The following is a 21,925-nucleotide window of genomic DNA, read 5'->3' as shown; positions in this document are numbered from 1 at the left end:
CAGCGGCTTCGCCGCTGACAAGATGAAGATCGGTCCGTCATCCGGCCAGGCCGCGGACGTACATGTAGACGTCGAGGACTGCTAGGAGGAGGGGGAGCAGGGAGATCGCGGTGAGCATTTCGAAGATGTCGACGGCTCGGCCCCAGTAGGGGCGCAGCTTGCGGCCGGGCAGCGTCGCCGCGGCCACCACCAGCAGGACTCCTGCCAGCAGCACGGCGCTGGTCACGTAGAGCATCCGGGAGAACGGGTCGACGCCCGCGGCCAGCAGGAACAGGTCCGCTCCCAGCGCCCACCCGGCGGGCACCAGGTGCGCCCAGCGCTGCAGGGCGCCGTCGATGTGGCGGGACCGCAGCAGCAGCACCACGCCGAGCACCGCGATCATGATCATCGGCCACATCTTCGCCGCGGCCAGCACGACCGTCGTGAGCACCAGCAGCAGCGTTCCCAGCGACAGGTAGAGCGAGCTCATGTACCGGTTCGCCATCGCCGAGCGCTGCACCACGACCTGGTGCGGCACCGGATCGGTGTCCTCGCCGAACTCCTCGGCGCTGGTCGGCAGCGCGGGCAGGCTCAGCCCCGCGAGCCGGAACGAGGTCGTCGGCACGAAGCCCAGCACCACCGTGCTCAGCACCACGCCGATCGCCGCCGCCTGGTGCGGCTCGGCGGGGGAGAAGGCGCCGATCAGCGCGGTGATCGCGCCGATGACGCTCACGAACAACCCGCCGATGAACAGCAGGCCCGCCTCCGCGGTACCGAGCATGCCCAGCACCAGCACCGCCACGACCAGCACCAGCGCGCACGCCAGGCTGGCTCCGACGCCGGACGTCGCGTCGATCGACAGCGGCAGCATCCAGCCGGTGATCGCCGCGAACGGCACCGCCACCCAGGCCAGCACGGTCGCGGTGACCCCGTCACCGCGGCTGCGGGACAGGATCGTGGCGGCCAGCAGCAGCGCGACCACCACCACCGCCGGGAACAAGGTCCTGGCCAGCGCGGGCGGCCCCGGGATCAGCAGCGTCGCCGCGGTGAGCAGGAACGCGACACCGCCGAAGGCCAGCAGCATCCACCGGCTGAACCGGTCGGTCCAGGCGTCCGGGCGCATCGAGGTCTGCTCGGCGATCCCGTCCACCAGGTCGTCGAAATCGATCTCCGGCAGGGCCGCGGCGCGCGGTCGCAAGTGGACCGTTTCGCCGTCGAGCAGCCCCAGCTCCGAGGTGGTGCGGTTCTCGTCGAACGGGGCCTTGCCGAGTCGTTGCAGCACCCAGCCCTCGTGTTCCACGCCTTCGTCGGCGAGGTCACCGCCCGCGTGGTGCAGGATCGCGGGCAGCAGGTCGATCAACGCTACGTCGGTCGGCAACGCCATTTCCACGGACCGGTCCCGGACGACCAGTCGTAGCCTGCAAAGCTGGTTTGTGACATTCTTGGTGGCGTCTTCCACGTTGGTGTCCGGTTTCCTTCCTGGCTGGCTGGCCGAGACCGTGACAACTCGGAAACCTAATCCGCGCACGCGTATGCGCGCGCGGCCGTGGTCTTCCGGGGGCAAATCGGAGGGGAACCCCGCACCAGAGGGAGACATGCGTTGAGCACAACGCTGTTCCGCAGGCCCGCCCGTCGAGTAGGGCCCGCGATGCCCACCGACCAGGTGGACCTGCAGGAACCGCCGTCGCTGCCCCAACCGCAGAGCAGCAGCTTGAGCATGGTGCTGATGTACCTGCCCATGGCGCTCATGGCGGGCGCGATGATGATGATGATGATGCAACCGGGCCGCGCGTCCGGTCCGATGATGTACGTCGGCGGCGGTCTGATGGGGACCGCGATGATCCTCATGCTCGTCAGCCAGCTGCTGCGCGCGCAGACCGACCGCAAGCACCAGCTCACCGGTGATCGCCGCGACTACCTGCGCTACCTGGCGCAGACCCGCAGGCAGGTCCGCAAGACCCTCGGTGAGCAGCACCGCGCGTCGACCTGGGTGCACCCGGCGCCGGGTTCGCTGTGGTCGCTGGTGCTGAGCTACCGGCTCTGGGAGCGCCGCGCCGCGCACGAGGACTTCGGCGAGGTGCGCATCGGGCTCGGCCCGCAGCGCGCCGCGGTGAAGATGGTGCCGCCGCAGACGAAGCCGGTGGAGGACCTGGAGCCGTTGGCGGCGCACGCGCTGCGCCGGTTCCTGCGCGCCTACACGACGTTGCCGTCGGCGCCGATCGCCGTGTACCTGCGCGGGTTCGCGCGGGTGCAGATGCGGGGTGAGCCGGACGCCGAGCGCGCCCTGGTGCGGGCGATGCTGGCGCAGCTGGCCTCGTTCCACTCGCCCAGCGACCTGGTGATCGCGGTGTGCGCGGGGGACGAGCAGCGCCCCGAGTGGGACTGGGTGAAGTGGCTCCCGCACGCCCAGGACGACGACCGCCGCGACGGCGCCGGTCCACTGCGGATGATCTCCGACAACGTCACCGAGCTGGAGCGGATGCTCGGCGGTGAGGTCTTCACCGAACGCCCCCGCTTCGAACCGTCCACCCCGGTCACCGCCAGCGAGTCCTTCGTGGTGATCGTCGTCGACGGCGTCACCGTGCCCGCGGGCCACCGGTTCGCCGGTGCCGGCTACCGCAACGCCGTGGTGATCGACATGGACGGCGCGCTGAAGTGGCAGGCCAGCCGTTCCGTGCTGCACCTGGAGGTCGACTCCGAGCAGATCCGCACGGTGAACTTCGACCGCGCCGGGCGGGAGAGCACCAAACCGCTGTGCCGCCCGGACGCGATGAGCTTCGCGGCGGCGTCCTCGCTGGCCCGCGCGATCTCGCCGAACCGGGTGGGGACCTCCAACGACACCAGCGAACCGCTGGCCACCGACTACGAGCTGACGACGCTGCTGGGCATCTCCGACGCCCGCACCTTCGACACCGACCGGCTGCGGCGCGGGCGTTCCGCCTGGCAGCGGCTGCGGGTGCCGATCGGCATCGCGGGCAACGGCACGCCCATCGAGCTCGACATCAAGGAATCCGCCGAAGACGGCATGGGGCCGCACGGCATGCTCGTCGGCGCCACCGGCTCCGGCAAGAGCGAACTGCTGCGGACGCTGGTGCTGGGCCTGGTCACCACGCACCCGTCCGACGAGCTGAACCTGGTGCTGGTGGACTTCAAGGGCGGTGCGGCGTTCCTCGGGTTCGAGAAGCTGCCGCACACCTCGGCGGTCATCACGAACCTCGTCGACGAGCTCGAACTCGTCGACCGCATGCAGGACGCGCTGACCGGTGAGATGAACCGGCGCCAGGAACTGCTGCGCTCGGCGGGCAACTACAGCTCGCGGCGCGACTACGAGAAGGCCCGCCGCTCCGGGGTGCCGCTGGACCCGATGCCGTCGCTGTTCGTCGTCGTCGACGAGTTCAGCGAGATGCTCGTGAGCAAGCCCGAGTTCATCGACGTGTTCGCCATGATCGGCCGGCTCGGCCGGAGCCTCGGCGTGCACCTGCTGCTGGCCTCGCAGCGCCTCGACGAGGGCCGCATCAGCAAGGTCGAGACGCACCTGTCGTACCGGATCGGCCTGCGCACGTTCTCCGCGATGGACTCCCGCGCCGTCATCGGCGTGCCCGACGCCTACGAGCTGCCCTCGGGGCCGGGCAACGGCTACCTGCGTTCGGACACCCAGACGCTGATGCGGTTCAAGGCCGCCTACGTCTCCGGCCCGTACCGCACGCCGCGCCGCCAGCGCAGCCGCGAGGTCATCGAGGAGCAGCTCGTCGCGTTCAGCGGCAAGTTCATCGAGCCGCGGGTGCGCCGCACCGAAGAACCCGCGGAGGAGCAGCCCGAAGGCGAATCGCAGCTGTCCGTGGTGGACGTGCTCATCGAGAAGCTCCAGGGCGTCGGACCGGCCGCGCACCAGGTGTGGCTGCCGCCGATGCGGTTCTCGCCGACGCTGGACGAACTGCTGCCGCCGCTGCTCGACGACCCCGAGTCGGGGGTGCGCGCCGCCGACCGCAAGACCTCCGACGGCCTGCGGGTGCCGCTGGGCCTGATCGACCTGCCCGCGCAGCAGCGGCGCGAACTGCTGACCATCGACCTCAGCGGCGCCGAGGGCCACATCGGCGTCGCCGGTGGCCCGCAGGCCGGCAAGAGCACCTTGGTGCGCACGCTGATCGCGGCGCTGGCTCTCAACCACAGCGCGCGCGAAGTGCAGTTCTACTGCCTCGACTTCGGCGGCGGATCGCTGGCGCCGCTGGTGGGGTTGCCGCACGTCGGCAGCGTCGCGAACCGGCTCGACCGGGACCGGGTCTCGCGCACCGTGCAGGAGGTCATGAACCTCATGATGCGGCGCGAGTTGTTCTTCCAGAACAACAACCTCGACTCGATGGTGTCCTACCGGCGCGCCCGCAGGCAGGGCAAGTTCCAGGAGGACCCGTACGGCGACGTGTTCCTCGTCGTCGACGGCTGGCACACCGTGCGCCAGGAGTTCGAGGAGCTGGAGAACCGGTTCCAGGAGATCGCCACCCGCGGCCTCACCTACGGCATCCACCTGGTGATCACCTCCGGCCGCTGGTCGGACATGCGGGCGTGGCTGCGCGGCGTGCTCGGCACCCGGCTGGAGCTGCGGCTGGGCGACCCGATCGACTCCGAGGTGAACTCGCGGCTCGCCGCGAAGGTGCCGAACCAGCCCGGCCGCGGCCTCACCATGGACAAGCAGCACTTCCAGATCGCGCTGCCGCGCATCGACGGGCGGTCGTCGGTGGACGACCTGGCCGACTCGGTGCAGGACCTGGTGGACGCGATGGCCGTGCCCGGCGCCCCGAAGGCCCCGCCGGTGCGGCTGCTGCCCGCCGAGGTGCACATCTCGGAGCTGCCCGCCCCGCAGCCGGGGGTGGCGGGACTGCCGAAGATCGCGCTCGGCATCGACGACGTGGACCTGGCGCCGCTGTGGCACGACTTCGACGTCACGCCGCACCTGATGCTGTTCGGCGACACCGAGTCGGGCAAGACGAACATGTTGCGCCACATCGCCAAATCGATCGCGGCGCACTACACGCCGAAGCAGGCGCGGATCATGTTCGCCGACCTGCGCCGCGAGCTCTACGACTCGGTGCCCGCCGACTACCACCTGGGTTATTCGGTGGCGGGCGACGGTTTCGGGACCACGGTCGACGAGGCCACCGGGCTGCTCACGAAGCGGCTGCCCGGCCCGGAGATCACGCCGGACCGGCTGCCGAAGCGGGACTGGTGGCACGGCGGTGAGCTCTACATCATCGTCGACGACCACGAGCTGATCCAGAGCGGCATGAACAACCCGCTGCAGTCGCTGACCTCGCTGCTGCCGCAGGCGTCGGACATCGGCCTGCACCTGATCATCGCGCGCAGCACCTCGGGTGCCAGCCGGGCGATGATGGACCAGGTGATCCGCCGCATGTGGGAGCTCGGGACCCCGGCGATGCTGATGTCCTGCCCGAAGGACGAGGGCAAGTTCCTCGGCGACCTGCGACCGAAGACGCTGCCGCCCGGCCGGGCCCAGTTCGTCAACCGCCGCCGCACGGTCCGCATGCTGCAAACCCCGCTGCTGGACCCAGAACCGGCCCGCGCCGGCTGAGCCGGGCCTGCTCCGGAGTGAACGGACCGTTCGTCCAACGGGATTGGACGAACGGTCCGTTCACTCCACCGGATCGCGGACTTCTGTCGTCCGCAATGGTGATCCGACTCGGGAAACGCCGTTCTCCTCGCGGACGCGCACGGCTCCCGGAACCGAACTCGCGGACGAATCCTCCGGGAATGGGCGATTCGCGCCGCTTCACGGGGAATCGGGCGGGAAATCCCTTCGCAATCCGCACTCCACGGCCCCTGTGAACTGCGGGAACGGGTCTTCGGTGCCGCGCGGGAGCGGTAGTTCCTGCGCGGGATCGTGTTAGCGGGAGTGGCCTCGCCGGTGTTTCGGGGAGAGAAGTTCGGGCGGTCGATCGGGGTCGAAGGGGACGGAATCACCCAATCGCCGGATGCGCTCGCCGAATCGTGCCACCGTGACGACATGAGCTTGGATCTGCCCGCGCGAATGCTGCGATTGCTGTCGCTGCTGCAAAGCAGGCGTGCCTGGCCGGGAGCCGAACTGGCCGACCGGCTCGGCGTCACCGGGCGCACCGTGCGCCGCGACGTCGAACGGCTCCGCGAACTCGGCTATCCCGTCGAAGGCACCACCGGGGTGGCGGGCGGCTACCGGCTCGCCTCCGGGGCGACGCTGCCGCCGCTGCTGCTCGACGACGAGGAGGCGGTGGCCATCGCCGCGGCCCTGCTCACCGCCGCGAGCGGCGCCGTCACCGGGGTCGAGCGGAGTTCCGCGCAGGCGCTGGCGAAGCTGGAGCAGGTGCTGCCCGCGCGGCTGCGCCACCGGGTCAGTGCGCTCGGCGGCACCTCCGCCGCGGCACCGGGCGACGGGCGAGGGCGGGTCGACCCGGAGGTGCTGGCGGTGCTGGCCGCGGCCTGCCGCGACCACGAGGTGGTCACCTGCCGGACGCGCGAGGCCGACGACGCCGAGCTGCGGGTGGAACCGCACCACCTGCTCACCGGTCACCACCGCTGGTACCTCGTCGGCTACGACCTGGACCGGGCCGAGTGGCGGTCGTTCCTGCTGGACCGGCTCACCGGCCCCGTCCCCACCGGGCGCGGCTTCGAGCCCCGCGAGCTGCCCGCGCCGAGCCCCGCGGCCTACGTCAGCAGATCGCTCGCCGACGCTCCCCACCGCTACACCGTCGAGGCCACCGTGCAGGCCCCGGCGGAGAGCGTGCACGCCGTGCTGCGCGGCCCGCTGCCCGGCAGCGTCCGGCAGCTCGACGACGGCAGCTGCGCGGTGCGGCTCACCGCGGACACCATCGAGGACATCACGCTCGATGTGCTCGCGATGTCCACCGCCGCCGTGCCGCTCACCGTCGAAGGCCCCGACGAGCTGCGCAAGCACCTCGCGGAGATCGCCGGGAACCTCGCGCGCGCCGTGGCCGACTAGCGCGACCGCTCAGTCGTTCGGCACGAGGCCGACGGGTGTCGTGATGCGGTTGAGGGCGTCGCCGGTGAGCTCCTGCGGCTCGCTGCGCCGACGCCGGTCCAGCGCGCGGCGCAACCGGGGCAGCATCGCCTCATCGGTGTCGGTGAGCTCGCCGGGCGCCGGGTCCTCGTCGGCGCGCAGCTCGCGGAGCAGCAGCGCGGGCGGGTCGTCGGAGTCCGGCCGGTCCACGGCCAGCACCCGGAACCGGCTGCCCGCGGGGAACACGACTTCGTCGACCAGCCCGAGCCGGTGGAACGCGGAGGTGCGCCGGGACGACTGCGACCAGATGATCACGTCGGTGCGGTGCTCCGAGCGCGCGGGCGCGGCGATCTCCGGTGCCGAACTGGCGCTGAGGAACGCCGGTTCGGTCAGCAGCGCACCCGGCCGGTAGGCGTCGAGCACCTCCGCGTCGAGCAGCCGGAACACCGGCCCGCGGTGCACCGGCAGCCGCCGCAGCCCGGACAGCGTGCAGGCGAGGTAGTCGCCGAGTTCGGTGATGATGCCGCGCCGCAGCACCGCGTTCACCGTGGCCGCCCCGAAATCGCCGTCGCCGAGGTACACGTGCACGGCGACGAAGTCGCTCTTGGCCTCCTGCAGCTGCTCCTCGCGCAGCGCGGGGAACGTGGCCAGCGCCGTGTTCACCGAGGGCAGCGCGGCTTCGTACGCGTCGCCGACGAGGCGGGCGAACGCGGTCCGCTGCGCCTCGGTGCTCTGGTGGTCGGGCCCGAACTCGGGTCGTGCTTCGGCGGGGAGCCACGCCGGTGCGGGTTCGGCGGGCGGCTCTCCGCCGGATTGGCCCGGTGCCTCCTCGTCGGTGCGGGGAGTCGCGCTCGCCGTGGCGTCCTGGGTGGGCGCCGCGTCCGGTTCCGCGGCGGGCGGTGCCGCCCGCTCGGCGGGGGCCGGTGGCGCGGGGCGGCTCGGCGCGGGCTGCGACCTGCCGACCGGTCCGGACGAGGTGACGGGCATCGTCGAGGACGTCATCGGCGGGGCCGGGGGCACCGGCGGGGCCGTGGGCGTCATCGGCGGCTGCGCGGGAACGACGGGGATTCGCATGGTCTGCTCGGCGGCCGGAGTCGGGTCGGGCGCGGCGGCGCTCGCGGCGGCACCGAGGTGCGGAATCCGGACCGTGCCCGGATCAGCTGAGTCCGATGTGGACCGACCAGGCGCGGCCCGCTCGACCTGCGGAGACGGCTGCTCGACGGCCTCGGTGCTCGCGGCGGCTCCGAGGTGCGGAATCCGGACCGTGCCCGGATCAGCTGAGTCCGATGTGGACCGACCAGGCGCGGCCCGCTCGGCCGGTGTGGATGCCTGCTCAGCGGCCTCGGTGCTCGCGTCGGCGGGTTCCGCGGCCGTCGCCGAGTCCGAGCGTTCTCCGGCCGGCGTGGAGTGTGGTCCGCGGTCCGCTTCCGCCGGTTCTCCCGCCGCCGCAGCGGCAGCTCCGCTGCCCGTGGTGGACGCGGCGGTGGTCTCCGCTTCAGGCGGCGTCCGCTCCGCAGCAACGGGTTCCGCCGCAACCGCTTCTGCCGCGACCTGTTCCACGGCAACGGGTTCTGGTGCCGCTTCTGCGGCGGTCGTCGGGGAGCCGGAGCCGGGCGCCGCGTCCCCCGAGGCCGTCGCCTCCGGCTCGGGAGCGGCGTCGGCGGACGTGGCGCGCCGGGCTCGTTCCTGCGCGGCGGCCAGCCGAGCGGCGGCGGCAGCGCGGCGCTTCGCGGACTCGCGGGACAACGGCGAGGCGCCCGGCTCCCGCTTCGGCAACGCCTCGCGGGGGCGGGCGGCCTGCGCCGGTGCACCGTTCGCGGTGGCACCGGTCGTAGTTCCGGCCTCCGCGTCCGCGCTCGCCGTGGCGGTGACCGCGGGCCGGTTCGCGGGCCGCTCGGTCGCCGCGCCACCGCCGGCCACGGCGTCCGCCGCGCCGCGGCCCGCCGAACCGCTCGCGGCCGACGCGCCGCCGCTCACCGCCGACGCGCTCACCGGAGTGCGCGGGACCTTGGTGAACTTCGCCGAGGACGTCGCCGGGACCTGCGCGGCGACCGCGGTGCTCGCCACGGCGGACGAGGCCACCGCCGTCTGGATCAACGACCGGGACAACCGCACGGTCGCCGAGGACACCGGATCGGAGGCCGACACGGTGTTCGGCGCGGGCGGCACCACGGGCGTGACTCCGTTGACGGCCTGCTCCGCCCTGGCGGCGGCTTCCGCGCCGGAACCGGTCGTGCCCTGCTCCTGCGGAGAACCTGCCTCGGAACCGTCCGGAGCCGTCGGCTCAGCTGAGTCCTCAGTGGACTCGCCGGAGCCCGCCGGCGGAGCGGACCCGCCCGCGCCGGACTCCCCGTCGGCCTCCGAAGCCCGCCGGATGGCACCGCCGCTCGTCCCGGCGGCCTCAGCGGCGGCGGCTTCGGCCGCGGCCTCCGACCCGTACCCGCGTGCACGCGCGTGCTGCGGCGCCACCAGTGGCGCCGTCAGCACCGACGGGAACGACACCCGCGGCGCCCACTCGCCCGCGGCGGACAGGATCTCCGAGCGCATCCGCTCGTCGGCCACCCCGAGCACCAGCACCCGCAGGCGCGCCGACTGCTCCGGTGCCAACCCGGCCAGCAGCCGGTACAGCGCGACCTGGGTGCCCTCCGGCACCGGCGCGCACGGCCAGCCCAGCGCCACCGTGAACCGGTTCGACTCGAACGCCAGCCGATCCGCCGCGCCGGGCTTGCCCAGTTCGGCGGCGGGCAGCAGCGCGAGCCCGGACGGCACCACCTTCGCCACGATCTCCTGCGGAACCGGCCGCGGCGAGGGAGCTCCGCCCCACCGGTACACCAGCGGACCCGGCGTCCAGCCGCGCGGCGGCGGCCCCGCCAGCACCGGCGTCGTCGTGCCGGTGGGGGAGTAGCGCAGCATCGCCGGGAACGGCTGCCACAGCGGATTGCCCGCCTCGTCGGCGATGTAGACGAACTCGGTGCGGGTGTCGTGACGGACCAGGCCGGTCGCGCTCACGACGTCGTGCTCGACGAGTTCGGCGAGCTTGCGCAGCCACTGGCTGGACGCGGTGCGCGGATCGGCGGGCACCAGCTGGATGCGGTCCAGCAGCGGTTTCGGGAACCGCCGCAGCAACGCCGCGACCTGGTGCGGAGCGATCAGATCGCCGCCCGGCGACCCCAGTACCAGCCGCGGGTGCCACGCCGAGACCGCCACCGAATGGCTGAGCACGTCGTCCGCGCTCACCGACAGGCCCGCCGGGACCGGGCGGGTCTGCAGGCCGCCGTCGGCCACTTCGCCGCGCGGCAGCTGCGATTCCCAGTCCGGCTGCGGGTAGCGCGCGCTGTGGAACTCACCGGGGCCGCCCTCGACGAACCGCATCCACCGGTGGTGATCGGCTCCGGCGAAGATCGACCCGCCCGCGACGAAGGTCAGCGGCCCGTCGGGCGCGAACACCTCCGCGGAGAACTCGCGGGCGATCTTCTGCGCCACCGCTTTGCCGCGCCCGTCACCGCGGCCCAGCCCGGACACGGCCAGCCACAGGCGCGGTTCGGCGGAGTCATCGATCCGCTGCTTGGCCGCCGCCGTCAACGCCATCCGGCAGGCGTGGCGCAGCGCGCTGCGGAAGGAGCTCGTGCGCACCGCGATCGAGGACGCCAGCACCAGTCCGTCCCCCGGCGCGACCGGAATCCCCTGGAACACCCGGCGTTCCGGCTCGTCGCCGTCTCCGTGCAGGATCAGCACCGTCGAGCCGTGCGCCTCGACGGACAGGTCGCGCACTCGCATGGGTCCGGGAACCTGTTCAGGCATCAACAGCTCTCGTTCTGCGCCGGGCGGTCACGCCGTCGTCTTCACCGGGAATTCAGCGGGCGGGCCGCCGGATTCGCGGAAGGAGGCGGTACCTCGGCGCGGCGGTCGGTGGGGGATTCCCACGCGGGCGCCTTCCTGGCGCGCCGCGCGGCACCCATGATCGCATTTTTACCGAACGGTGTCGTCGGTCATACCCCGCGCTCGGAACGAGGTGGTGAGCGCGAATTGCTCCGGGCCAGCTCACCGCGCATTTCCCGGTGCCGAGCGGTCGTCGCACCGGCCGTGCGCGGCGCCGGAGCGACCGGAGTTCGCCGTCGCGGGAAGGGCGAGCGCTTGACCGAATCAGTTCGACGAGCCCGCGCTCATGCGATCTCGGGAACTCCGCCGTCCGGGCAGCAAGGGCAATCCGCGGGCCGTTCTTGATCATTTGTGACTCGGCCGGATTTGAGGGACACGATGCGATCGGAGTAAGCGGCGGAGGTCGAATCGGCGGAGAAAAGCACGACCGTCCGGCCGAATTCCGTGCAGCAGCGGCGCAGAATCCGCAGCAGGTGCCGGGCGGTGACCGCGTCGAGCGACTTCATCGGCTCGTCGGCGAGCACGATGTCGGGCTGCTGCGCCAGAATCCGCGCCAGCGCGATCCGGTGCCGCTCCGAAGGGGACATCCGCGTCGGGCGCTGCTCCAGCAGATCCCGCACCGCGAGCACGTCCAGCACCTGTTCCAGCAGCGCCGGATCGGGGCGGGTGCCCGCGATGTCGAACGGCAGCAGCACGTTGTCCAGCGCCGTGAGTTCGGGCAGCAGGTTGCTCTGCTGGAAGAGCATGCCGATGCGCTCGCGGCGGAACTCGGTCAGGTCGAGCTCGCCGAGCGAGGCGAGGTCGGTGCCCTCGACGAACACCGCACCGGACGTCGGCCGTTCCAGCCCGGCCAGACAGCGCATCAGCACCGACTTGCCGGAGTTCGCCGCCCCGATCACCGTCGTGAACCGCCCCGGCGCGATGCGCAGGTCCACCGAGTCCAACGCCGTGGTCTCCCGGCCCGGTCGGCCGAAGCGCTTGGTGACCCGCGAGACGACCGCGCCGCCGCTCACCGGGATTCCTCCGGACATGTCGTCCTCCTCGCCGCTGGTCCGGTCGCTGCTGCGGCCGGTCGTCCGACACGTTCACCCATCGCGGCGGCCGGGCGGATCGGCCCATCGGCCGGAATGACCGGCCACCGCGGCGTGCCGGGTGAGTGCTGTTCTTAGGACGTTCGAGTGCACCCGAAGTTGCTCGAACGCCTCATTCCGGATCTTGCCCGGCGCGCCGGTGGTGCGCCGGAATCCCTGCCGTGCCGGGGGTTTCACAGCCCCGGCGCGCACGCCTGCGCCGATGCGGCGGCGGGCGACCGGGTCGCCGGGCGGGCGGAGTGCCGCCTCCGCCGGATGGCCGAGGCCGAACGGTGCGGGTGCCGCGCTCATGATCGAGTGTGCGGCACGGTCCGGTCGCGTCCGGCATGCGCTCCACCCGCTCGATGCGCGCACGACCAGCGATGTCAGGGAGATTCGCTCGATTCGAGCGGTCGTCGCGCCACCGCGGCGCCGCGGAGTTCAACGAGAGTTGGTCCGATCGCGACCTTTCCTCGACCTCCCGCCGACCGGCCGACCCGGCCGGATTCCCGACGCCCGACGGCATCGGACGGGGAGGGATTCCGCGCCGTGGCGGCGATCCCGCGCTCGACCCGGGAGAACTCCGGGGAGCCGCGCGGATCGCCTACCGGCGCGCTTCGGCGAACGTCCTGCGTGGAACCGGGGCCGACGGGGACGGCGTTGGCCCGCGCCGGTCCGGTGACTTCAGGCGGAGGCGGCGAGCCAGGCCGAACGCCCGGTGTTCGTCGGAACCCAGCAGCCCTTGGTCTGCGCGGGGGGCTCCGCCGCCGGGTTCTCCAGCGCCAGCGCCGCTTCGATGACGTCGCCGGCCTGTCCCGTGGTCCGCCACAAGACGGTCTTCGGGAAAAGCACGTCCGGTTCGTCGCCGGGGATGCGTGCCGCGTCGGCGTCGTCCTCGCCGTAGAGCTGAACGATGTCGATCACGCCGTGGTGCACCCGGATGCCGACGACGGCGATCAACGTGCCGTTCGAGTCACGGGGGTGCGCGAAGTGGAAGTCGCGGGCGATGAGTGCCTGCAAGCCGTCCGTTATGTCTTTCATGACGCCACCGAGGGTTATGCGCGAACGCTGGTCGAATGCTGGTGAGACGTGAAGGGGCTAGACGATCAGGTCATCGAACTCGCCGTCCTTGGCCCCCGACAGGAAGGCCGCGATCTCGTCTCGGGTGTAGATGAGGGCGGGGCCGTCGGGGTAGCGCGAGTTGCGGACGGCGATCTCCCCGTCCAGCAGGGAGGCCAGCTCCACGCAGTTGCCGACCGATCCGCTGTAGGCGCTCTTGCGCCAAGCGGCGTCGGGCAGGTGTCCTGCGGTCATTCCGTTTCGGATCTCCGGCATCGAAGGTCCCAGCCTTTCCCCGACTTGCTTGCAACGACCAACTGCACGTGCATTCGATCGTGCAAGGACCGTATCACTGAACGTTGGAATGATGAATGCACGTGCAGACGCACGGGAGCGAGGGTCGGTGACGTTCCGCGCAGAGATGATCACGCGGAGTCGAAGTGCTACCACCGCAATCGCAGATTAATCCTGCTTACGGCGGTGTGCACGATGCGCCATCGGCGACAGGCGCGTAACACTCTTCGGAGAAGTGTGACCTAAATCTCTTTGTGGAGCGCCTTGCGGGCGGCGTGCAAGGTCTTCCGGGTCGCCTCGGGGGTCTGCGCATCGACCGCGAGCCGGTGACTCACCTTGCTGTAGAGCTCCACGTCCTCCGGCTTGTCCAAGTACAGCGCGCCGGAGAGGTGCTCGAGGTAGACGATGTCCGGGATCTCCTGCTCGGCGAACCGCAGGATGGTGAACGCTCCCTCGGCCCCGGACCGGCCCAGGTCGAGCGGCAGTACTTGCAACGAGATGGTGGGCAGCTTGATCACTTCGAGCAGGTGGTCGATCTGCTCGCGCAGCACCTCCACGCCGCCGATCGGCCGGTGCAGCACCGACTCGTCGATGACCGCCCACAGTCGCGGGGCGTTCGGCTGGGTGAACAGCCGCTGCCGGTGCATCCGCAGCCGGACGCGGCGCTCGACCTCGTCCTCGACGGCCTCCGGCCTGCCCTGGCTGGAGATCGCCCGCGCGTAGGTCTCGGTCTGCAGCAGGCCGGGCACGAACTGGATCTCGTAGGTCTGGATCCGCGAAGCGGACTCCTCCAGTCCCACGTAGTCCTGGAACCACGACGGGACGAGGTCGCTGTAGCGGTGCCACCAGCCGGGCTGGTTGGACTGCCGGACGAGTTCGAGGAAGGAGCCGCGCTCGGACTCGTCGGTGACGCCGTAGAGGGTCAGCAGGTCGGCGACGTCGCGTTCCTTGAACCCGACCCGGCCGAGCTCCAGGCGGCTGATCTTGGAGCCGGAGCCGCGGATCTCGTAGCCGGCGTCCTCGCGGGAGATGCCGCTGGCTTCGCGCAACCGGCGCAACTGGCTCCCCAGGACCAGCCGGCGAGCGGTGGGGCCGCCGGTCGCGGCACCATCCGTGGTCACGTCCAGACCTCCCGCTTTCCACACGGTCGTTTCCATCGACACATCGTCATGACTCCGGTACGCACCGTTGCCCGACAGGGCAGTCTAGCTCACCGCATCGCACTACCTACGAAAGTTGTGAGGCGATCCGGCGGGTGCAGTATCTCATGATCAACATGTCGGTGATTCCCCAGTTGCGTCAATGCGCGAGCAGTGTCCCCGCAGTGCCGCGTCGAACGCAACGTCGGTTCGTCGGTGCCGATCGTTACGCTCCTCGTCGTGTTCACCGTCTCGACCGTCAACGTCAACGGATTGCGCGCCGCCGCGAAAAAGGGATTCGTCGAGTGGCTGGCCGGAACCCGGGCCGACGTCATCTGCATGCAGGAGACCCGCGCCGAACCGGACCAGCTCACGGCCGCCGTCCGCGAGCCCGAAGGCTGGTTCCCGCTGCTCGCGCCCAGTTCCGCGAAGGGGCGCAGCGGCGTCGCGCTGTACTCCCGAGTGGAACCCTCGGCGTCCCGGATCGGTTTCGGCAGCGCCGAATTCGACGACAGCGGGCGCTACGCCGAGATCGAGCTCCCCGGGCTCGTCGTCGCCAGCCTCTACCTGCCCAGCGGGGAGGTGGGCACGGAACGCCAGGACGAGAAGGAACGGTTCATGGCGGAATTCCTGCCCTACCTCGAATCCCTGCGCGCACGCGCGCGTGCGGCGGGAATGGAGGTGCTCGTCTGCGGGGATTGGAACATCGCGCACCGCGAAGTCGACCTGAAGAACTGGAAGGCCAACCAGAAGTCGGCGGGTTTCCTGCCCGAGGAACGGGAATGGATGAGCCGCGTCTTCGACGAACTCGGCTACGTCGACGTCTTCCGCGCCCGCAATCCCGAAGGGCCGGGCCCATACTCCTGGTGGTCCTACCGCGGCAAGGCCTTCGACAACGACTCCGGCTGGCGCATCGACTACCAGGTCGCGACTCCCGGATTGGCCGAGCTGGCCACCGAGTCCTGGGTCGAGAAGGCCCCGTCCTACGACAAGCGCTGGAGCGACCACGCCCCGGTCACAACGACCTACGACCGCTGACCGCCCCAGCCGGGGCCTGCGTTCGATCGGTACCGCGGGTGCGCGCGGAAATTCGGTTGATCGGGGGGTGGGGCGTGGTGAGGATCGGGGGATGACCTCGCCTCAGCACCGCGCCGACCTGTTCCTGGACCCCGCGGTCGACCCTCGGGACAGCGACGCGCCGCCGGGGGACGAGCGGTCGACGCTCGTGGAGTACCTGCGCTACCAGCGGCTGACCTTGCAGATCAAGTGCGAGGGCCTGGACGCCGAGCAGCTGGCCCGCCGCGCGGTCGAGCCGTCGACCATGTCGCTGCTCGGGCTGCTGCGGCACCTGGCCGACGTGGAGCGCGGCTGGTTCCGCCGCCGGTTCGCCGGGCAGGACGTGCCCAAGCGCTACCAGTCCGCCACCGAGCCCGACGGCGACTTCGACGGTGCCGTGGCGGACCCGGCCGTGGTGGACGACGCGTGGGCAGCCTGGCGCGACGAGGTCGCGTTCGCCGAGCGGTTCGCGGCCGAGACCGATCTCGACTTCGTCGGGCACGACAGGGGCGTGCGGACGCTGCGCGAACTGCTCGTGCACATGATCGAGGAGTACGCCCGGCACAACGGCCACGCCGACCTGCTGCGCGAACGGATCGACGGACGCATCGGCGAGTAGCGCGGCCGATTCGGCGACGAGGACCGCGCGGGTGTTGATCGCCGGTGCCGGGGTGGCCAATCTGGGCGGGTGGAATCCGAAGATGAACTGATCGCCCAGCGCAGCCCGTTGCCCGGCTCCGTCGTCGGGAGGCTGCGGGAGCAGCTGGTGTTCGTGGCCGAGGTGGACAAGCTCAAGACGGTGCTCCGGCAGTCGCCGCTGGCCGCGGCCGACCGGCGGGAGAACGACGCCGAGCACTCCTGGCACCTCGCCCTGATGGTGTCGGTGCTGGCCGAGCACTCCGACGAGCCGATCGACGTCGGCCGCACCATCGAGCTCGTCGTCGTGCACGACCTCATCGAGATCTACGCGGGCGACACCCCGCTCTACGACGACGAAGGCCGGGAGAGCCAGCAGCAGCGCGAAGAAGCCGCCGCGGACCGGTTGTTCGGATTGCTGCCCGACGACCAGGAGCGCCGCTTCCGGGAGCTGTGGGACGAGTTCGAGGCCCGCCGCACCCCGGAGGCGCGCTTCGCCAAGGCGATCGACCGGGTGCAGCCGCTGCTGCTGAACTGGCTCACCGGCGGCGGGACGTGGCGCACTCCCGGCGTCACCGCGGACGTGGTGCGCGAGCGCAAGGCCGTGATCGGCGAGGCGTCGACTCCGCTGTGGACGGCGGTGCAAGAGCTGATCAACGAGGGAGAGCGGCGCGGCTGGGTGGCGCCAGGAGCTTGATGGCCCCGTCGGAAGGACCTGCGTAGGGGGCGGGTGGCGGAACCTCAGCGGTTTCCTCGCTGCGGGATCTTTTTTCCAAGTGGCTCCGCCACGAGGAAAAAAGCTGTCCTCGCGAGGAAACCGCTGAGAACCCGCTGGTGGTCGTTTTGCTTTGGTGGTCGCTGCTCAGCGGCTTCGCCACTGACAAGACAAGGATCAAAAGAGGCCGTGCCGGTGCGCCTTCCTTCCGGAAGGCGCACCGGCGTCCGGTCAGCTGACGGCGTCCAGGGCGTCGATCAGTCCGGCACCGTAGAAGCCGGCGCCGGTGGTACCGCCCTCGCAGACCGCGTCCGGTTTGCCGTCGCCGTCCGGGTCGTAGGCCGTCGGGCACGGCAGCGCGTCCGCCTGGCCGGACAGCGCGCCCGTCGTCTGCGGCGCGTTCCACTCCGGGTGGGTGCTGCGCAGCAGTGCCACCACGCCCGCCGCGTGCGGCGACGCCATCGACGTGCCCTGCATCCAGCCCCAGCCGCCACCGGGAACGGTGGAGAGGATGCGGCCGTTCGCCGACGGCGTCGGCGGGAGCTGCTTCGCGTCGCCGCCCGGTGCGGTCACCGTCGTCGAACCCAGGCCGTAGTTGGAGAAGTACGACTTCACCGAGTCCACGCCGACCGAGGACGTGGTCACCACGCCGGGCAGCTCGCCCGGCAGCACGGTGCAGTCGTGCCCGGTCTGCCGGTCCTGCACCGGGCCGCCGTTGTTCGGGCTGTTCGTGTCGTGGATCGGCTGCGAGAGGTCCCAGCCGCTGTTGCCCGCCGCGGCCACGTTCACCACGTCGTGGCCCGCCGCGTAGGCGACGGCGCGGCGCACCGCTTCGGCGCCCGCGCGCTGGTCCGGATCGTTCTCGCACCACAGGTACCAGGGGTCGACGAAGTACGAGTTGTTCGTGACGTCGAAACCGTGCTCGGCGGCCCAGATGAACCCGCACACCGCGTACTCGGGATAGATGAACCCGTCGTCGTCGATCACGCGCACCGAGGCGAGGCCGACGTCCGGCGCGACCCCCGCCACGCCGACTCCGTTGCGGGCCGCGGCGATCGTGCCCGCGACGTGCGTGCCGTGCGCCTGGGTCTCGTCCTCCGGTGCCCACGCCTCCACGGCGGTGTTCGGGATGCCCTCTTCGGCGCAGCTCACCGACTTCGCCAGGTCCAGGTTCGGCTTCAGGTCGGGGTGTTCCGGGTCGATGCCGTAGTCGAGCACGCCGACGGTGACCTCCGGGCTGCCCTGGGAGATCGCGTGCGCCTGATCGGCCTTGATCAGCGGCAGGTCCCACTGGTCGGCTTCCAGCGGCTCCTGCCCGTTGATCGCGGCGGGGCGGGCGTCGGCGGTGCCCTCCAAGGTCTCCAGCCGGGTGCTCGGCGGGGCGGGCGGCAGCTGTTCGGCGAGGTTGCGGCTCGCGCCCGCCTGCTCCACCGCGGGCTGCGCGCGCACGGCGGCGGCGAAGCCCGGATCGGTGGCGGTCGCCACGACCACCCCGATCTGCGGCCAGCTCTGCACCACGGTCCCGCCGACGGCCCGCACCGAGTCCTCGGTGGTGCGGAGTCCGTCGCCGGTCGGCCCCAGCACCACGAAGTGCGCGGGCGCCGCGGACGCGGCGGCCGTCGCGCTGGGCTCGGGAAGGCTGGACGGGACGGCGGCGACGGCCGGGACCAGCAGGCTCAGCGCCAACGCGGAACCCGCGATGCGCAGGGATTTCCCAGGCATTCGCGATGTCGATCGATGTGGTGACACGTGTCCTCCCACGGCACACTCGTACCGAGCGATCAGTGAATGATCGTCGGATACTCCGCCCGTTCGGGGAACTTGGGTAGGGCGAAAAGGAGTAATCCGACGGCGACCAGGTGTGCTTCGGGTGACGTTCGGCGAGGTTCGCCGCGACCCCCGGAGCGGCCGGGGCGCGCGGAGCGGAGCCCCGCGCCGTCCGTCCGGAAGGCTCTGCCGATTCGGGGCCCGTCCCTGGGCCGGACGGCTCAGTCCCTTGCCGGTCTTGCCGCCTTGCACGGTATGGCACTGGTCACCGGTCGAATCGTGTTAATTCAACGCATCGTGCGAGCAAGTCCGGCTCACCAGCTGCGATCAGTGATGATCGCCGCTTCGGGTACCCGCTGCGGCCACGCTTCAGGGGGTAAATAGGATCTCTGCGTTGTGACCGGTTTACGCAACGCGATCGTGGTGTTCACTCGCGATCGGTACGGTCCGCAACCGGGTCGAGAGTTCGATGACCCGTACGGGTTAACCGTTAAGGGAGGCAACGCTCGTGCGTAGCCGATTTGCTCGCATGACCACGCGAGGATTGGTGCTGGGGCTGTTGATGGCCACCACGATCCTGGGTACCGCGACGGCGCAAGCCGCGGGCAGCGGCCGGATCCTCGCGCAGGACAACTTCTTCGAAGTCGCGACGGCCCCGGTCGGGCTCGCCGCCATCGGCTTCGGCGTCGTGGGCATGCTCGCCGGCGTGCTCCGCCGCAAGAAGATCGAGATCCAGCCCGAGAACCAGCGCAAGGGCTGACCGCGCGGCGTTCCCGCCGCGAACATGCGCGACCCGGTCCCCCCGACCCGGCGGACCTTGCGAGAATCAACGGGTGAGCAGCGACGACTCGGCCACCCAGAACCCGCGCACTTCCGCAGCAGGCGACTCGGCGACGGGACGCGGTCCCCGCGTCCTGTCGGGCATCCAGCCCACCGCCGATTCCTTCCACCTCGGCAACTACCTGGGCGCCCTGCGGTCCTGGGTGCGGATGCAGGCCGACCACGACGCCTTCTACTGCGTCGTCGACCTGCACGCGATCACCGTCGCGCAAGACCCGGAGCTGCTGCGCAAGCGCACCCGCGTGTCCGCGGCGCAACTGCTCGCGCTGGGGATCGACCCGGACGCGTCCACCCTGTTCGTGCAGAGCCACGTCCCCGAGCACGCCCAGCTGAGCTGGGTGCTGGAATGCCTCGCCGGATTCGGCGAAGCCGGGCGGATGACCCAGTTCAAGGACAAGTCGGCCCGCCAGGACGCCGACCACATCAGCGTCGGGCTGTTCACCTACCCGGTGCTGCAGGCCGCGGACATCCTGCTGTACCAGGCGAACCAGGTCCCCGTCGGCGAAGACCAGCGCCAGCACCTGGAGCTCACCCGCAACCTCGCGCAGCGGTTCAACTCCCGCTACGGCGACACCTTCACCGTGCCCGCCGCACACATCCCGAAGGAAGCCGCGAAGATCCAGGACCTGCAGGACCCGTCGGCGAAGATGAGCAAGTCGCAGCCGAGCGGCGTGATCGACCTGCTGGAGGAGCCGAAGCGCTCCGCGAAGAAGATCCGCTCCGCGGTCACCGACAACGAGCGCGAAATCCGCTACGACCCGGAGAACAAGGCGGGCGTGAGCAACCTGCTCGCGATCCAGTCCTCGCTCACCGGCAGCACCATCGCCGACCTGGAGACCGAGTTCGAAGGCAAGGGGTACGGCGACCTGAAGAAGGCCGTCGGCGAGACCTTCGTCGAATTCGCGACGCCGTTCCAGGAGAAGGTCAACGGCTACCTCGCGGACCCCGCGGAGCTCGACAAGGTGCTGCGCCGAGGAGCCGAGCACGCGCGGGAGGTCGCCGCCGAGACGCTGCGGCTCACCTACGAGCGCGTCGGCTTCTTGCCGCCTCTGCGCTGAGGAGATCATTCGGCGGTAGCCTCAGGCCCGTTCGGGGCAGTCCCGGATGGGCCTGGAGGTGAATCCGTGACGGATCGCAGTCAACCGGCGCGCAGCGCCACACCCGGCGAGGGCGTATCCGGCCAGCTGGAACGGTTGCGGCGGGACCACCCGTGGCTGGACCGGTTGATCCGGGCGGCGGCGCGCTACCAAGGCCAGTACGGCGACTACTACGCCGCGGCGATCACCTACTTCAGCGTGCTCGCGCTCGTCCCGCTGCTGATGATCTCCTTCGCCGTCGCCGGATTCGTGCTCGGCGGCAACCCCGACCTGCTGGACGAGCTGCGCCGCTCGATCACCGAAGCCGTCCCGGACCCGCAGATGAGCGGCATGCTCAACCAGGTCGTGGGGCAGGCGATCGAGCAGGCGGGCGCCGTCGGGATCATCGGTCTGCTCGTCGCCCTGTACTCGGGGCTGGGATGGATGACGAACCTGCGCGAAGCGTTGACCGCGCAGTGGAGCCAGGACCAGCAGGCCCCGCCGATGCTGAAGCGGCTCGGCTCCGACCTGCTGTCGCTGCTCGGCCTGGGCTTGGCGATGGCGCTCTCGTTCGGGCTCAGCGCGCTCGGCGGCGGCGCGGGGCGCGCGCTGTTCGGGCTGCTCGGCATCGGCAACACGGTGCCCGCGCGGATCGTGCTGTCGGTGCTGACGATCCTGCTCTCGCTGCTGGCGGGCTGGCTGGTGTTCACCTGGGTGCTGGCGCGGCTGCCGCGCACCCCGGTGACGTTGCGCAGCGCGATGTGGGGCGGCCTGTTCGCCGCGGTCGGCTTCGAAGTCCTCAAGCAGGTCGGCGTGATCTACCTGGGCAGCGTCACCGGCTCGCCCGCGGCCGCCGCGTTCGGCCCCATCCTCGGTCTGCTCGTGTTCGCGTACCTGACGTCGCGCTTCATCCTGTTCGTCACGGCCTGGACGGCCTCGGCCGCCGAGAACGAACGGCGCGCCCTCCCGGAACCGCCCCCACCGGCCGTGATCCGCCCGCAAGTGCGAGTCCGGAAGTCCGGCGGCGCGACGACGATCGGCCTGTTCGGCCTGGGAGCTCTGCTCGGCTGGAGCCTCCGACGCCGTCGTTGATCCTCCGTGTCGTTGTTTTTCTGCGTAGGGGGCGGGTGGCGGAACCTCAGCGTTCTTCTCGCTGCGGGATCTTTTTCCCGAGTGGCTCCGCCACGAGGGAAAAAGCTGTCCTCGCGAGAAGAACGCTGAGAACCCGCTGCGGTGCCGGTGGGCAGGGTGGTTGCTGCTCACCGGCTTCGCCGTTGACAAGACAAGGATCAAGGACGCTGTTCGTCTGGAGCGGCGAGTTCAATGCCCGGCGCTGCCGCGCTGCGGTGATCACTCGGACGGGCTAGGTAGTACTCGGGTAGTCGCACTGCTTCGTTCTGAAGCTAGACCCG

General features: G+C 71.0%; 16 protein-coding genes. 8 read left to right on the top strand and 8 right to left on the bottom strand.

Going from position 1 to position 21,925, the window contains the following annotated elements:
* Nucleotides 1–37: 37 nt before the first annotated feature.
* Complete coding sequence (gene eccD / locus BJ969_RS24640; RefSeq protein WP_281398363.1) at nt 38–1,576, bottom strand: type VII secretion integral membrane protein EccD; 1,539 nt, start codon at nt 1,574–1,576, stop codon at nt 38–40.
* A 3-nt stretch (nt 1,577–1,579) separates the two neighbouring features.
* Between eccD and eccCa the strand changes: the two genes are divergently transcribed.
* Together eccCa and BJ969_RS24630 are read left to right on the top strand one after the other, a co-directional pair.
* The gene (eccCa, locus tag BJ969_RS24635) at nt 1,580–5,563 is read left to right on the top strand and encodes a type VII secretion protein EccCa (RefSeq protein ID WP_221315933.1); all 3,984 of its coding nucleotides are present in this window, start codon (nt 1,580–1,582) and stop codon (nt 5,561–5,563) included.
* A 432-nt stretch (nt 5,564–5,995) separates the two neighbouring features.
* The gene (locus BJ969_RS24630; protein WP_184482664.1) at nt 5,996–6,964 is read left to right on the top strand and encodes a helix-turn-helix transcriptional regulator; all 969 of its coding nucleotides are present in this window, start codon (nt 5,996–5,998) and stop codon (nt 6,962–6,964) included.
* Nucleotides 6,965–6,973: 9 nt separating this feature from the next.
* Here BJ969_RS24630 and BJ969_RS24625 read toward each other — a convergent pair whose 3' ends face one another.
* The 6 genes from BJ969_RS24625 to BJ969_RS24600 form a co-directional block, all read right to left on the bottom strand.
* Nucleotides 6,974–10,759, bottom strand: a complete 3,786-nt coding sequence (locus tag BJ969_RS24625; protein WP_184482661.1) for a hypothetical protein — start codon at nt 10,757–10,759, stop codon at nt 6,974–6,976.
* 386 nt (nt 10,760–11,145) lie between these two features.
* Entirely contained in the window at nt 11,146–11,892 is a 747-nt protein-coding gene (locus tag BJ969_RS24620) for an ABC transporter ATP-binding protein (RefSeq protein WP_184482658.1), read from the bottom strand.
* Nucleotides 11,893–11,946: 54 nt separating this feature from the next.
* Nucleotides 11,947–12,243, bottom strand: a complete 297-nt coding sequence (locus BJ969_RS24615; RefSeq protein ID WP_184482655.1) for a hypothetical protein — start codon at nt 12,241–12,243, stop codon at nt 11,947–11,949.
* Between the two features lie 372 nt (nt 12,244–12,615).
* Nucleotides 12,616–12,972, bottom strand: coding sequence for a hypothetical protein (locus tag BJ969_RS24610; RefSeq protein ID WP_184482652.1), 357 nt, complete (start codon nt 12,970–12,972; stop codon nt 12,616–12,618).
* 57 nt (nt 12,973–13,029) lie between these two features.
* Complete coding sequence (locus BJ969_RS24605) at nt 13,030–13,266, bottom strand: DUF397 domain-containing protein (RefSeq protein ID WP_184482649.1); 237 nt, start codon at nt 13,264–13,266, stop codon at nt 13,030–13,032.
* 260 nt (nt 13,267–13,526) lie between these two features.
* The gene (locus tag BJ969_RS24600) at nt 13,527–14,441 is read right to left on the bottom strand and encodes a helix-turn-helix domain-containing protein (protein WP_184482646.1); all 915 of its coding nucleotides are present in this window, start codon (nt 14,439–14,441) and stop codon (nt 13,527–13,529) included.
* 222 nt (nt 14,442–14,663) lie between these two features.
* Between BJ969_RS24600 and BJ969_RS24595 the strand changes: the two genes are divergently transcribed.
* The 3 genes from BJ969_RS24595 to BJ969_RS24585 all read left to right on the top strand — a co-directional run bounded on the left by BJ969_RS24595 (nt 14,664) and on the right by BJ969_RS24585 (nt 16,812).
* Nucleotides 14,664–15,461, top strand: a complete 798-nt coding sequence (locus BJ969_RS24595; RefSeq protein WP_184482643.1) for an exodeoxyribonuclease III — start codon at nt 14,664–14,666, stop codon at nt 15,459–15,461.
* A 91-nt stretch (nt 15,462–15,552) separates the two neighbouring features.
* Nucleotides 15,553–16,098 carry a DinB family protein gene (locus tag BJ969_RS24590; protein ID WP_184482640.1) on the top strand — a complete coding sequence of 182 codons (546 nt, stop codon included), beginning with the start codon at nt 15,553–15,555 and terminating at the stop codon, nt 16,096–16,098.
* 69 nt (nt 16,099–16,167) lie between these two features.
* Complete coding sequence (locus BJ969_RS24585; RefSeq protein ID WP_184482637.1) at nt 16,168–16,812, top strand: HD domain-containing protein; 645 nt, start codon at nt 16,168–16,170, stop codon at nt 16,810–16,812.
* A 249-nt stretch (nt 16,813–17,061) separates the two neighbouring features.
* Here the strand turns inward: BJ969_RS24585 and BJ969_RS24580 are convergent, their stop codons facing one another.
* Entirely contained in the window at nt 17,062–18,552 is a 1,491-nt protein-coding gene (locus tag BJ969_RS24580; RefSeq protein WP_184482634.1) for a S8 family peptidase, read from the bottom strand.
* 574 nt (nt 18,553–19,126) lie between these two features.
* Here BJ969_RS24580 and BJ969_RS24575 point away from each other — a divergent pair.
* The 3 genes from BJ969_RS24575 to yhjD all read left to right on the top strand — a co-directional run bounded on the left by BJ969_RS24575 (nt 19,127) and on the right by yhjD (nt 21,605).
* Entirely contained in the window at nt 19,127–19,357 is a 231-nt protein-coding gene (locus BJ969_RS24575) for a hypothetical protein (RefSeq protein ID WP_184482632.1), read from the top strand.
* Nucleotides 19,358–19,511: 154 nt separating this feature from the next.
* Nucleotides 19,512–20,495: a tryptophan--tRNA ligase gene (trpS, locus tag BJ969_RS24570; RefSeq protein WP_221316819.1), complete on the top strand. Its 984-nt coding sequence runs from the start codon at nt 19,512–19,514 to the stop codon at nt 20,493–20,495.
* A 66-nt stretch (nt 20,496–20,561) separates the two neighbouring features.
* Nucleotides 20,562–21,605: an inner membrane protein YhjD gene (yhjD, locus tag BJ969_RS24565; protein ID WP_184482626.1), complete on the top strand. Its 1,044-nt coding sequence runs from the start codon at nt 20,562–20,564 to the stop codon at nt 21,603–21,605.
* Nucleotides 21,606–21,925 lie beyond the last annotated feature (320 nt).

The organism is Saccharopolyspora gloriosae (genome assembly GCF_014203325.1).
In the GTDB taxonomy this organism is placed as follows: domain Bacteria; phylum Actinomycetota; class Actinomycetes; order Mycobacteriales; family Pseudonocardiaceae; genus Saccharopolyspora_C; species Saccharopolyspora_C gloriosae.
Note: the sequence above shows the minus strand (reverse complement) of the source record. Positions and strands in the feature narration are given on the sequence as shown.